This window comes from Rickettsiales bacterium (assembly GCA_029252805.1).
In the GTDB taxonomy this organism is placed as follows: domain Bacteria; phylum Pseudomonadota; class Alphaproteobacteria; order Rickettsiales; family JALZUV01; genus JALZUV01.
The window spans coordinates 34,284-47,059 of record JAQXAR010000048.1 but is presented as its reverse complement, the minus strand read 5'-3'; the positions used below and the strand labels follow the sequence as shown (position 1 = coordinate 47,059).

Annotated in this window: 14 protein-coding genes; 7 read left to right on the top strand and 7 right to left on the bottom strand. The window is 49.1% G+C overall.

Features of this window, described 5'->3' with window-relative positions; all coding sequences use genetic code 11:
- Positions 1 to 163 precede the first annotated feature (163 nt).
- The 4 genes from P8P30_09715 to P8P30_09700 form a co-directional block, all read right to left on the bottom strand.
- Positions 164 to 1,186: a PhoH family protein gene (locus P8P30_09715; protein ID MDG1287820.1), complete on the bottom strand. Its 1,023-nt coding sequence runs from the start codon at positions 1,184 to 1,186 to the stop codon at positions 164 to 166.
- A gap of 65 nt (positions 1,187 to 1,251) precedes the next feature.
- Complete coding sequence (gene miaB, locus P8P30_09710) at positions 1,252 to 2,616, bottom strand: tRNA (N6-isopentenyl adenosine(37)-C2)-methylthiotransferase MiaB (GenBank protein MDG1287819.1); 1,365 nt, start codon at positions 2,614 to 2,616, stop codon at positions 1,252 to 1,254.
- Positions 2,617 to 2,743: 127 nt separating this feature from the next.
- Positions 2,744 to 3,355 (bottom strand): hypothetical protein, encoded by a 612-nt coding sequence (locus tag P8P30_09705; GenBank protein ID MDG1287818.1) that lies wholly within the window; start codon positions 3,353 to 3,355, stop codon positions 2,744 to 2,746.
- The gene (locus P8P30_09700; GenBank protein MDG1287817.1) at positions 3,336 to 3,590 is read right to left on the bottom strand and encodes a 4a-hydroxytetrahydrobiopterin dehydratase; all 255 of its coding nucleotides are present in this window, start codon (positions 3,588 to 3,590) and stop codon (positions 3,336 to 3,338) included. The genes P8P30_09705 and P8P30_09700 overlap by 20 nt, the downstream gene beginning before the upstream one ends.
- Positions 3,591 to 3,730: 140 nt before the next feature.
- Between P8P30_09700 and tsaB the strand changes: the two genes are divergently transcribed.
- The 3 genes from tsaB (at position 3,731) to P8P30_09685 (ending at position 5,707) form a co-directional block, all read left to right on the top strand.
- Entirely contained in the window at positions 3,731 to 4,372 is a 642-nt protein-coding gene (tsaB, locus tag P8P30_09695) for a tRNA (adenosine(37)-N6)-threonylcarbamoyltransferase complex dimerization subunit type 1 TsaB (protein MDG1287816.1), read from the top strand.
- A gap of 158 nt (positions 4,373 to 4,530) precedes the next feature.
- Positions 4,531 to 5,442, top strand: a complete 912-nt coding sequence (locus tag P8P30_09690; protein ID MDG1287815.1) for a sulfite exporter TauE/SafE family protein — start codon at positions 4,531 to 4,533, stop codon at positions 5,440 to 5,442.
- Between the two features lie 4 nt (positions 5,443 to 5,446).
- Positions 5,447 to 5,707: a hypothetical protein gene (locus tag P8P30_09685; GenBank protein ID MDG1287814.1), complete on the top strand. Its 261-nt coding sequence runs from the start codon at positions 5,447 to 5,449 to the stop codon at positions 5,705 to 5,707.
- Positions 5,708 to 5,748: 41 nt separating this feature from the next.
- Here the strand turns inward: P8P30_09685 and P8P30_09680 are convergent, their stop codons facing one another.
- Positions 5,749 to 7,566, bottom strand: coding sequence for a M3 family oligoendopeptidase (locus P8P30_09680; GenBank protein ID MDG1287813.1), 1,818 nt, complete (start codon positions 7,564 to 7,566; stop codon positions 5,749 to 5,751).
- A 65-nt stretch (positions 7,567 to 7,631) separates the two neighbouring features.
- Here P8P30_09680 and P8P30_09675 point away from each other — a divergent pair, with 65 nt between their 5' ends.
- Positions 7,632 to 8,930 (top strand): AMP-binding protein, encoded by a 1,299-nt coding sequence (locus tag P8P30_09675; GenBank protein MDG1287812.1) that lies wholly within the window; start codon positions 7,632 to 7,634, stop codon positions 8,928 to 8,930.
- A 180-nt stretch (positions 8,931 to 9,110) separates the two neighbouring features.
- Here P8P30_09675 and P8P30_09670 read toward each other — a convergent pair whose 3' ends face one another.
- Complete coding sequence (locus tag P8P30_09670; protein ID MDG1287811.1) at positions 9,111 to 9,428, bottom strand: DUF1476 domain-containing protein; 318 nt, start codon at positions 9,426 to 9,428, stop codon at positions 9,111 to 9,113.
- A 102-nt stretch (positions 9,429 to 9,530) separates the two neighbouring features.
- Here P8P30_09670 and P8P30_09665 point away from each other — a divergent pair, with 102 nt between their 5' ends.
- Both P8P30_09665 and purS read left to right on the top strand, forming a co-directional pair.
- Positions 9,531 to 10,358, top strand: a complete 828-nt coding sequence (locus tag P8P30_09665) for a phosphoribosylaminoimidazolesuccinocarboxamide synthase (protein ID MDG1287810.1) — start codon at positions 9,531 to 9,533, stop codon at positions 10,356 to 10,358.
- An 11-nt stretch (positions 10,359 to 10,369) separates the two neighbouring features.
- A complete protein-coding gene (gene purS / locus P8P30_09660; protein MDG1287809.1) occupies positions 10,370 to 10,612 on the top strand; it encodes a phosphoribosylformylglycinamidine synthase subunit PurS in 243 nt (80 codons plus the stop codon).
- Between the two features lie 31 nt (positions 10,613 to 10,643).
- Here the strand turns inward: purS and P8P30_09655 are convergent, their stop codons facing one another.
- The gene (locus tag P8P30_09655) at positions 10,644 to 11,534 is read right to left on the bottom strand and encodes a cation diffusion facilitator family transporter (GenBank protein MDG1287808.1); all 891 of its coding nucleotides are present in this window, start codon (positions 11,532 to 11,534) and stop codon (positions 10,644 to 10,646) included.
- Positions 11,535 to 11,594: 60 nt separating this feature from the next.
- Between P8P30_09655 and P8P30_09650 the strand changes: the two genes are divergently transcribed.
- Positions 11,595 to 12,581 (top strand): DUF2333 family protein, encoded by a 987-nt coding sequence (locus tag P8P30_09650; protein MDG1287807.1) that lies wholly within the window; start codon positions 11,595 to 11,597, stop codon positions 12,579 to 12,581.
- Positions 12,582 to 12,776: the final 195 nt, after the last annotated feature.

Below are 12,776 nucleotides of genomic sequence, written 5' to 3'. Positions count from 1 at the left end.
GCCGTAGAACCCGCAATGAAATATTTTATCAACTCTAACTGCTTATTTCTCGATAACTTACAATGCTTTATATACATCAATAACTCCTAACAATTTAAATGTTAGGTGTCAGCCCCTATTTTTAAGGTACCTCCCAGTTAGGGGGGTGTTGGTGTTTTTTTGTTTAATCACCCTTACTGCGGGCTTCTTCGGCGCGGATTCTCTTTACTTTATCCCATTCTTCATAGGCGTGGACGATCTTAGCCGCCAGATCATGGCGCACGACGTCACCATCCGCAAAGCGGGTGATTTCGACACCCTCAACTCCATCAAGTTTACGGGTCGCATCGGCGAGGCCAGATTTCACATCGCGCGGCAAATCCATTTGACTCAAATCACCGGTCACCGCCATTTGGCTCCCCTCACCCAAACGTGTCAGGAACATCTTCATTTGCGTAGCAGTTGAGTTCTGTGCCTCATCCATAATGATATAGGCATTGCTCAACGTACGGCCACGCATGAAGGCCAGCGGTGCCACTTCAATTTCACCATTTTCGATATGACGCATCACTTTTTCAGGTGACATCATCTCAAACAGCGCATCGTAAAGCGGGCGTAAATAAGGATCGATTTTATCTTTCAGATCACCCGGTAGAAAACCAAGCTTCTCACCCGCTTCAACTGCAGGACGCGAAAGAATAATCCGGTCTACTTCGTGATTGATAAATTTCTTCACCGCCATCGCCACAGCGATATAGGTTTTACCCGTCCCTGCAGGGCCAAGCGCAAAGACGAGATCATGATCATGCAGCGCTTTGATATATTCCGCTTGCTTGGGCGTATACGCCTTAACCTCTTTACGCAGCGTTTTAATCGTCAACGAGGGCACCGTTGTCGTTTTATTCTTGCTCGGTTTTTTCGGATCCGTTTCCATACGAATCGCCGCGTCAATTTCGGCTTTATTCACATCTTCACCGGCCGCAAGCGCGCCATAGAGATTTTCCAAAACGGCACGTGCTTGGTTGACTGCCTCCTGTTCACCCGTAATGGCCAGCATATTACCGCGCGAGACCATTCCTACATTAAGCTTCTTTTCCAGCTTCTTAAGCGTCGCATCATTTTCACCATAAAGCATCGGTAACAGACTATTATTCTCGAAGAGCATGGTTTCGGAATGGCTGGCGGTGCTTTTGGATTTTTGAGGCATAGCTTAACTTTCGTTTTCGTCTTTGCGAAGAGCGTTAGCGACGTGGCAATCCAGTGTTTTTTGCCCTAGATTGCCGCGCTCACTGCGTTCGCTCGCAATGACGGAGTTTCTACAATCCGCCCGGCCAAGCTGTTTGGCTGAGCTTCTACAATCTCAACTTTACATAAATCTCCAACTTTGTAACCCATTGATTGTGCATCGGTGACATGAACCGACTGTTGATACGGACTTTTACCAATCAACTGCCCCTCTTTTTTGCCAACTCGATCAAACAACACTTCAAACGTCTTTCCGTCTGAACTGCGGTTAAATGCCTCATGTTGGCGACTCAGCAGGCCTTGCAACAGTGCTAAACGTTTCACCTTTTCAGGCTCGGGCACTTGCTCTTTTTCCGCCGCGGGAGTCCCCGGACGCGGGCTATATTTAAAGCTGTAACTCTGCGCATAGCCGACCGTTTCGATCAGGCGCATCGTATCTTTAAAATCTTCATCTGTCTCACCAGGGAAGCCCACAATAAAATCACCCGAAAGCGCAATATCAGAGCGCACCGTGCGCAGTTTATCAATAATCTCAATATAGCTCGCCGCCGTATGCTGACGGTTCATCGCCTTCAAAATACGATCCGAACCCGCCTGTACCGGCAAATGCAAATAGGGCATCATTTGCGGCAAATCACCATGCGCGGCGATCAGATCATCTTCCATATCGCGTGGATGCGAGGTCGTATAACGAATGCGTTTAATCTCAGGCACATCATTGGCAATCTCACGTATTAGCCACGCAAGGCCGCGCTCATTGCTATGCTTATCCAGCCCATGATAGGCATTCACATTTTGGCCTAGCAACGTCACTTCAATCGTGCCTTTGGCGGCTAGAATCTTCGCTTCTTCCAGAATCTTCTCTACCGGGCGAGAATACTCACCTCCGCGCGTATAAGGCACAACACAGAAAGTGCAGAATTTATCGCAGCCTTCCTGAACTGATAAAAAGGCCGAGCCAGCTTTAGGCTTACCTGGTTGCGGTAATTCATCAAATTTCTGCATGGTTGGGAAATCAAGTTCCACCACGCCCTTTTTTGTTTCCAACTCGCGCAACATCGCCGGCAATTTCTGATAGGTTTGGGGGCCAAATACCATATCGACATAAGGCGCACGCTTCATGATCTGCTCGCCTGCCGCCTGCCCTACACAGCCGCCAACCGCGATAATGCTTTGCTTATCGCCTCGTTTTTTCTTGATCCGACCGAGATCCGAATAGACCTTCTCCTCCGCCTTTTCACGAATATGGCAAGTATTGAGAATCACCAAATCGGCATCCTCCGCCGTATCCTGAACCTCATAACCGAGCGGCTCAAGGATGTCCTCCATCCGCTCCGTGTCATACACATTCATCTGGCAGCCATAGGTCTTAATATATAATTTCTTGCTCATAGCCGCGCGTATAGCAGACGTAACGCAATTTTAACACTGATTTTGTTATGTTGGCAGAGCGATCACGCTCGGACAGAAGTAAGAAAACAAAAATCTCGCCCATACCGGCGCAGGCCGGTATGGCTCGCTAATTAGAAACTTCCGCTTCTTCTTCCACTAATCGCTGCTCTGCATCGGCGCGCATCTTTGCCATGCTGGCGTCAGAGGGGCATTTCACTAACTCATAGAAGCGTTCTTCGGGATAGCTTTCTTCACGCACAAAGCGTTGCAGACCTTCAATATATTCGCCATCCTTATATTCGATATACATAATATGCGTTGGCGCGGCGGGGAATTCTAGGCGCTGCTTTAGCGGCCAGCGCTTCTCTTCTGTCAGTGGGAAAAATTTAATCTTGAAGGTTTCAGGGAAAAATTCGTTCAAATAAAATTCACGGATTGTCGCAAAATAATCGGCACGTTCTGGCGTTTCACAGGCTATCGATGCGGGATGGATAAGTTCCTCTAACAGCTTTGCATCTTTCTCCTGCCTTGCATCCCGATAATTAGCGACAAACTCGCTCTGATGCTTGGGCATATTAACAGACGCCTTCCAAAACGGCTCCAGCCCCTTACGCTCAACCCCAATATAATAATTGGCATAATCCTCAGGGTCACCTTGCGGCGGAGCATCCCCCTCCACTGCTTGCGCGGAAACGGCAGTTAAGCCTATTAATATCGCACTAAGCCACCAATAATGCATTCGTCTTTTCCGCCATCGTAATGTCGTTATCTGACAAGCTATCGCTATCATGTGTGGTAAAAGTAACATCCGCATAGCCCCAACCAAAGGCGATATCCGGATGGTGATTGGCTTCTTCAGCCATCTCGCCCAGCTTATTGATGAAGGCAAGAGATTCGACAAAATTGCTAAATATCCAACGACGCGAAATTGACTTCCCAGAAGCCGCTAGCTCCCATCCTTGTGGAATATTCATTTATTTCTCCTTTTAATGAGAGCTCACGGATAGGCGAACAAAGTTCGCCTGCCAGATTTCTGGCGTTACCTGCGCGGCAAATGAGCGCTCTTTTAGATTATTACTTGCTTATAGACCAATTATACGGATTTTTAGCTCCCATGTCCAATATTCTTAGCCTTGATACGACTTTAGGTGGCTGCTCTGTCGCCCTCTCCAATGGTGCCTCCCGTCACATTGTAGAACGCAACCAACAAACCTCGCAACTTAGCGCTATGGTTGAGGCGGTATTGGTAGAAGACAACCTCTCATTTGACGATTTAGACGCCTATGCCGTCACCATCGGCCCGGGCAGTTTCACCGGTGTTCGTATCGGCTTGGCATTCGTGCGCGGCCTAGCGCTGGCCGTCAAAAAGCCTATCCACTCCATCAGCGGTTTAGAGCTACTCGCCTACCAAGCCATTGAGGCCGGTGTTGAAGGAACGATCCTCGCCGCGATCAATGCCTATCGCGAGCACGTGTATCGCCAACACTTTAAGATAGAAAACGGCCTACCCGTCGCGTTAAGCAAGCCATTCGAGCTACCCAACACTGACTCTGCCCCCGCCGACAGCACCGTTGTTGGCGATGCGGGCGAGTTCTTCCCAGGCCACCCGCAACTCACCCTTTTGCCCGATGCGGCCGCGCTTGCTCGCTACGCTGAGAAACTCCCTTTACCGGCACTTCATAGCAAACCAGCACCGCTTTACCTACGCGCGCCCGATGCAAAGGTCCAAAATGGGAATTTAACCATTGCACAATAAGGTGAGGCTGGTAGCTATTAAGCTTGTCCAGATAATATGATAATTTGGCGCTTTACTCGCGGATAGGCAAGCAAGACTTGCCCGCCAGATTTTTGGTGAGAGCCATGCGCGGCAAGTGAACGCCACTTTATTGCAAATAAAGTGATTAATGACCCTCCATGCAAGTCTACCTCCCTATTGCCGAAGTCTCCGTGAATATTCTCACGATGCTGTCGCTTGGCGGTGCTGTGGGGGTTCTTTCTGGCTTATTCGGCATTGGTGGCGGCTTTCTGACCACACCATTCTTGATTCTGTTAGGCATAAACCCCGCCATTGCGGTCGCAAGCTCGGCCAACCAGATTGTCGCCGCCTCACTCTCCGGTTTTTACGCGCATTGGGCGCGCCGCAATGTCGATTTTCGCATGGGAACCCTTCTGCTCATTGGTGGTCTGATTGGGTCCACTGGCGGCGTATTTATCTTCCAATGGCTCAAAACATTAGGGCAAATTGATCTTGTTATCTCCCTCCTCTACGTCGTTTTCCTAGGCTCCATCGGCAGCTTAATGGCGATTGAGAGCCTGCAAGCCATGCTTGGCAAGAAGAAAAAGAAGAAGAAAGTCAGCAAAACCCCACTCAGCAAACGCCTACCTTGGCAGATGGAATTTCCGCGCTCCAAGCTCACCATCAGCGCGTGGTTGCCGCTGCTACTTGGCCTTGCCGTCGGCGTACTCGTTTCTATCATGGGCGTGGGTGGCGGCTTCTTCATGATTCCGGCGATGATCTATCTGCTAGGCATGCCCACCTCCGTTGTCATCGGCACGTCGCTGTTCCAAATCATGTTCATCACCATCAACGTGACCTTCCTACATGCTGTCACCACACAAACAGTCGATCTAATGCTAGCCGTACTCCTGCTACTAGGGTCGGCCACCGGCGCCCAAATCGGCTCCCGCCTCGGCGCAAAATTACCCGCCGATAAACTTCGCGGACTACTCGCCGTAATGGTGCTTGCCGTCGCCATCAAACTCGGCATGACGCTATTCACTCCTCCCGAAAACATCTATTCCATGAGTGTGGAAGAAGTACGTTAGCACCATGATTGTCGTGACAGAATGGACCTGGGAAGACGGCAAGCTGACGGTAAAAGGCAACGGAATCACCGGCCACACCGCCAAATTGCACATTAATGGCCAGCCGGTGGACATCACCACCGTCGATGATGAAGGAGCCTTTATCTTTCAAGCTTCTGGCCTTAGCTCAGCCAAAAGATTCAGTGTCGAACATGCAAGTTCAGGAAAAAAAGTCTGCTCAGCCATCCTCCCCCTCTACATTTCAAAGGACGATTTTGAGAGATAATGCCTTACCCGTCAAAACACGGGGCACTGCGCCAGAACGGCTTACTCCTCCAACTCATCAATCATCGAGCTGATAATATCCAGCCCCTGCTGCCAAAATTCCGGCTTGCTGGCATCAAGTCCAAACGGCGCAAGTAGCTCTTTATGACGCAAAGTACCGCCAGCGCTTAGCATTTCGATATATAACTTCTCAAACTCTTTGGCTTTGCCATCCGCTTGATATTGCTGATAAACGGCGTAGAGCGAGTTCACCAAGCAATCGCCGAATGCATAGGCATACACATAAAAAGGCGTATGAATAAAATGCGGGATATAGGTCCAATAATTCTCATATTCTTTGCTGAACTTAATCGCCGGGCCGAGCGATTCTTTCTGCACTCCCATCCAAATTTTACCGAGCTCTTCCGTCGATAACTCTCCCTCAGCACGCGCGTCATGCACTTGCCGTTCAAACTCGAAAAAAGCGATCTGACGCACCACGGTATTGAGCATATCTTCAACCTTATGCGCGATTAGGGCTTTACGTTTCTTCGTGTCTTTCTCCGCCTTTAGCATCGCGCGGAACGTTAACTGCTCGCCAAAGACGGAAGCCGTCTCCGCCAGTGTCAGCGGCGTATCTGCCATCAAAGCACCCTGCTTGGCCGATAGCACCTGATGCACACCGTGGCCCAGTTCATGTGCCAAAGTCATCACATCGCGCGGCTTGGCCAGATAGTTCAGCAAAATATACGGATGAACAGATGGCACCGTCGGATGCGAGAATGCCCCCCCCGCTTTACCCGGACTTGCCGGGGCATCAATCCAATTTTCCTTAAAGAACCGTTCGCCAATTTTTGCCATTTCCGGTGAGAAATCTTTGTAGGATTTCAGCACGATTTTCTTCGCATCGGCGTAGCTATAGAGCTGCTCTTTACTGCTCGGCATTGGCGCATTACGATCCCAATAATCGAGTTTCTTTTTCTTAAACCATGAGGCTTTCAACTTATAATAGCGGTGCGATAACTTCGGATAACTCGCCTTAACCGAGCTCATCAACGCATCCACCACTTCATCCTCAACCGCATTGGCGAGGTTACGGCTGCTGATGGGGCGCTCAAAATTACGGAACCCATCTTCAATTGCTTTATCCTTGGCCAGCGTGTTCGTAATCAACGTAAAGAGCGAGGCATTCTCGGCCAAACCTTCACCGTACACTTTCGCTGCCGTCGCTCGAGTTTTAGGATTACTAGAGGACATTTTATCCAGCATCTCTTCCGATGTCAGCGTTTGCGCTCCTAGCTTGAAACGTAACCCCGCCATCGTCTCATCATAGAGGCGCGCCCATGAAGCGCGGCCCACGACAGATTTCTCATGCAGCATTTTCTCCTGCGCTTCAGGTAATTGGTAAGGACGCATCTGGCGCACATCACGCAGCCAAGGCTCATATTTCGCCAAAGCAGCAGAATCCGCTAACATCGTTTGCAGAGACTTATCCGTTATCTTATTGATTTGCAGAGTAAAGAAGAGGATGCTCGAGCCATTCTCTGTCAGCGCCTCACTAATATCTTGGTAGAACTTGGCACGTTTAGGGTCACTCACATTTTCACAATAATATAACTGTGCGAATGAACCTAGCTTACCGGCCAGATCTTCAATCTTCTCATATTTCTTAATGGCTGTGACTAATTCGCCACTATTGAGCAACTTCACCTCGCCGTCATAGGTTTTTTCAAAGATTTTACAGCGCTTTTCGAAACTCCCGAGATCTTTCGCCAACTCCGCAGATTCAGCGGATGGGTAGAAATGCGTCAAATCCCAACGCGGCAGCTCCTTCAGCTCTATCTTTTTGCTTTTAATCGGTTTTTTCTTTGAAACGGCCATTTTATCTCCCTTGAGTTCCTAATTGGGAACTATACTTTTTGCTCGCTCTAAGGTACAAGGAAGTTATGGAAAAAAACAATAAGAATAAGATTCCATTAGCACTTTCTTTTGAGAATCCCCTGAGAGCCTTGTTTACACTGGCTGAACAGCAACCCAACCGTTACTGCCTGGTCGAACCTCGCGGCAATATGGTGCGTAAATACACCTATAAAGAGCTCGCCGAGCTGGTGGAAACCATCGCTCGCGGTATCGCAAAGACCAAGAACAGCGAAACCAAGCCGATCGGTATTGCGGCGCAAAGCTCCTTCCGTACCATTGCGGCGCATTTTGGCGCGCTCTTAGGCGGCGGTAAAACAATCCTTATTCCCATCAATAGCACGGCTGAAGAGCAACTGCAGATTATCGCCGATAATCAAGTTGAGCTTTTGATCCTCGACAACCTCGAAGCCGGCAGCGACCTTGTGGAACAGCTCCCATTCCTGCCGCAGCTGCGGCAGCTCTGGATCCTGGGCGATGAACCGGATCAGTATCAAGCGCAAGTTTCAACGCTCGGCTGGCATGATATGCTGCATCTTGCCAATCAAGGTAAACGCAGAATCACGCTAGAACAGCAGCTTGAAGCATTAAGCGACAGTGAAAAACTATGCCGCTTCTATAGCCGCAATGATGTGAGCGAATTCCAGCATCACGACTATTCCCTGAGCGAATTGGCTGACGAGGTGAAATTTTCGATCGAACGTGTGGAGACTGACTACCCGTCTTTCAATCACGTCTCGCGCTTCCTTTCTATCATCCCGTTCAACCGCGTCATGGGACATGTAGAGGGCATTTACCTGCCCCTCCTCACAGGCCGTATGTTGATGGCAGTTGATCGTGAAGAAGCATGGAAAAGCGCTACCCTGCCTTACGATGCCGATTGTTTAGTGGCGAGCTCACTGTTCCTCAGCAATGCTGCAGAGAAAGTACGTGCCGAAGTGTCAGACCATGGTGGCATTGCGCAGTTCAGCTTCCAAAAGAACCTAGAGCGCCTCAAGAAAATGGCACGTCGTCGCAAAGACAAGGTGCTCGATGGCAGCCCGATGGTGAACTTCATCGCTGGGAAGACCGTGCATTACATCCTTTTCCGCAAATTAAAGGAAACCTTCGGTGGTGATATCAAACTCTGCTTCGCCATTGACGATGATCTACGTTTTGAAAACCGCCTCTTCTACCGTTCCGTCGCGATGCCTCTACTCGAGACCAACGAAGTCGACCTCATCGTCAAAGCCAGCGAAGACATAACCGCCGGCCTCGCCTTCAACGGCGTCCGCGGCACCCAACTAGCCAAAAACCAAGATGTATTGAAGCTAAAAATTGTGAGTTAATTTACTTCGTCATTGCGAGCGAAGCGTGGCAATCCAAAAATCTATCAACCACTCTGGATTACCGCGTCGCTAACGCTCCTCGCAATGACGAAAATATACCTCATACCTAAAACAAAAAAAGGCGCACCAGTTGGTACGCCTTTTTTTGTGACTTCATCATTAGCGCAAGGCGCCAGACTTCTACTCTTCGCTGATGATCTGCTCGCTGGCAACGCCCAGTAGCTCAACCATTTTCGCGCGGATATCATCTTCGCGCTCTAAGCCTGCGGCTTGAAAATCTTGGTGCACTTTGCGGAACACATCTTCATCACCCGGCTCTTCAAAATCAGCCATGACCACTTCTTTGGCATAATCAGCGGCTTTAGCATCATCGTAATTTAGCTCACCTGCAGCCCAAAGACCCAGCAATTTATTACGGCGCGCCATGGCTTTAAATTCTTGTTCTTTATCCAGAGCGTATTTAGATTCTTGCCCTTTTTTACGATTGTCTATGCTCATAGCGGGATATTCCTTTTCTTTTCGGTCATTTTTCGGTAAAGCTCGTGCCTTATTTCGCGCAATATACGCGTATCGAAGTTAATAGGCAAGGATTTGAGCACCATGGCGAAGGCAAAAACTAAAGGTAAACTCCTCTATGAAGGAAAAGCGAAACAGCTTTTCGAAGGCCCTGAGCCTGGAACGATCGTTCAACATTTTAAAGACGATACGACCGCCTTTAATAATGAGAAAATGGAGATTATGAGCGGTAAGGGCATCCTTAACAACCGTATTTCCGAATTCCTCATGCTTCGCTTGATGGAAATGGGTATCCCCACTCACTTCATCAAAGCCATCAATATGCGCGAACAACTCGTGCGTGAAGTCGATATCATTCCGATTGAAGTAATCGTGCGTAACCGTATTGCCGGTAGCTTCGCCAAACGCTTCAAAATGGAAGAAGGCGATCCGCTGCCATACCCGATCGTCGAATGGTTCCTGAAATCTGACGAATTAGGCGACCCCCTCATCACCGATGAGCATATTTTCGCGCTAAACTTGGCAGATCCTGCTGAGTTAGACGAAATGCATAGCCTCGCGCTTCGCATTAACGACTTCCTAAGCGGTTTGTTCCGTGGCGTTGGCCTATCACTGCTCGATTTCAAAATCGAATTTGGCCGTATTTACGACGAAGAAGGTATCTATATCCTGCTCGCTGACGAAATCAGCCCAGATAGCTGTCGTCTATGGGATGTTGAAACGAACGAACGTCTCGATAAAGACGTTTTCCGCCATGACCTTGGCGATATGACAGCAGCCTATCAAGAAGTAGCCCGTCGTCTTGGCGTATTGCCCGAAGCGGAAATCGTTTCAGTTGATAAGAAAGCTCCTGCCGTCAAAGGCAAGCCGATCAAAAAGACCGGTGGCCGTAAAACAACGAAAAAGAAGTAAGGAATACGACCATGAAAGCACGCGTAACCGTTACCCTCAAAAATGGCGTATTAGACCCGCAAGGCAAAGCCATTGAGAACACGCTGACTCACCTAGGCTTCGATGGCGTCCAAAGCGCTCGCCAAGGCAAGCTCATCGAACTCGATCTCAAGGAGACCGACAAAGCAAAGGCCGAAGCACAGCTAAAAGACATGTGCGAAAAACTCCTAGCGAATACCGTGATCGAAAATTACGAAATTGAATTAGTCGCATAAGCAAATTCAGCGCCTTAGAAGCATGGCAATTCTATGACAATTCTTTCGGATCCAAGTGCACGATCACTTCGGCATCGTGGAAAGCTTCTTCCAGTTTTGCTTCCAGCCCATCGGCAATATCGTGAGCGTCGCGTAAGTTGAGGCTGGCATCGACATCCAGATGCATTTGGACGAACATTTTGCTGCCGCTATAACGCGTTTTTAGAGCGTGATAATCAAGTGCGCCCTCATATGCGTCGATAATCTCGACAATCTTTAAATATTCTGCCTCAGGCACTTCTTTATCCATCAGGTGGTTAAAGGCACGCCCGCCGATCTTGCCGGCTGACCACAGGATATATCCCGCAATCACCGTTCCTAAAATCGGATCAACCAGCCCGAGACCTTCCATCGAGGCAATATAAATCGACACAATGATCAGCCCATTCATCAGCATATCGGTCATGTAATGCAGCGAGTCCGCTTCCAATACCACGGATTTGGTCTTTTTAAGCGTCATGCGTTGATAGAGCACAATCGCAAGCGGCACGACGATCGAAACCAGCAAAACACTAATGCCCGTTTCAGGGTTTTGCACTTCGCTAGGGTTCATGAAACGCCGGACGGCCTCATAGAACAAAAACAACCCTGAGGCCGCAATAAAACTGGCTTGCACCAGCCCTACAATATCTTCAATCGCAGTGTGACCATGCCGATGATCATCATCTGCTGGCTTTGCCGCATAAAGCACCGCCGCCAGGTTCATCATCGAAACCAGAATATCCATTCCTGAATCGAGGAGCGACGAAAGTAAGCTGACCGAGTCCGTCTCGCGCCAGCCATAGACCTTTAATCCCACCAGAAAAATCGACAACACAATCGGCAGCGCAATGGCTTTGATGTTCATTTCGTGATGGTGGTGTCCGTGGGAGTGATCGTGCATGCATTATGCTTAAAGGGTATCTTTGATTGCACAAAGCAGAAAATGACCTACATAAGGATTATGAAAACAGCACTCGCACTTATTGGCCTTCGTTTAAAAGAATGGTTCCTGCTCCTGCCCGCCTCTTTCCTCAAGCGCGCCGCAAGCTTCTTTATCCTTATTCTCCTCATCCTCATTCCGCTCAGCATGATCTGGGTGCATGAAATTGATGACTCGAGCGACCTTAACCTCGCCTCTCACTTGCCAGACTCTCCGCAAGAAATGGTGGCCAGCCATTCCGTCGCCACAGCGATTGCCTTGATTGAGCGTGAGATGAACACGCACCACTGGGCGCCTAATGACCCATGGTTCTTCCCCGGCGCGTGGCTGGACCGCATGCCTGCATACCAACGCGGTATCACCGCAGCACTTTCACGCTTTGCCATTGAAATGTCCGATCAAATTGGCCGTACCCGTGGCTCTAGCCGCATTGATGAGGATCTAGATAACGCCGCGGGTCTGATGAAATACCCGCCTGATGTGTGGATGTGGAATCCGTCTGTTTCGTTCATGCCAACCGCCTCAAGCGAGAAACAATACCGTGGCGCCATGAAAGCATTTCGTAAATATAATGAGCGCTTAGCCAAGGGTGAAGCCACATTTGAGGCCCGCGCTGATAACCTACAGCAAACTTTAGAGCGTATCGCATCCGATATCGGTTCGGCCAGCGCCGCCATTGCTGAACGTATCGATGGCAAAAACCGCCCCTATGTCGATTTAAAGGCTGATGAGCTTTACTATGATATTAAAGGCAAGATGTACGCTTACCACATGCTGCTCAAAGCAATGCGCTATGACTTTGCTAAAGTCATAGATGAGAAACAAGTAGTAAGTTCTTGGGATCAAATGGAAGAATCGATGCGCGCGGGTGCTGAACTCTCCAACATCTTCATCCTCAATAACGCGCCAGATAGCCAAGTTCTACCCAACCATCTCACCGCGATGGGCTTCTATTTGCTGCGCGCTCGTACGCAGCTGAAAGAAATAAGCAGCATCTTACTGAAGTAAAAAATATACTTGCGTTTCCAAATTCGATATTTATACTCAACCTTGGCGTTCAAACCGTCGCAGTACCGCCCCCCCGCTCCCGGCAGAGTGGACTTTTTGTTATGCCTTTTATAGGGTATGGCTCCTTATGTCGGGAGTGCGGTGAATAAAAGACCCTTCGGGGGAATAAACCCACACGTGTACTGCGTGGTTTGA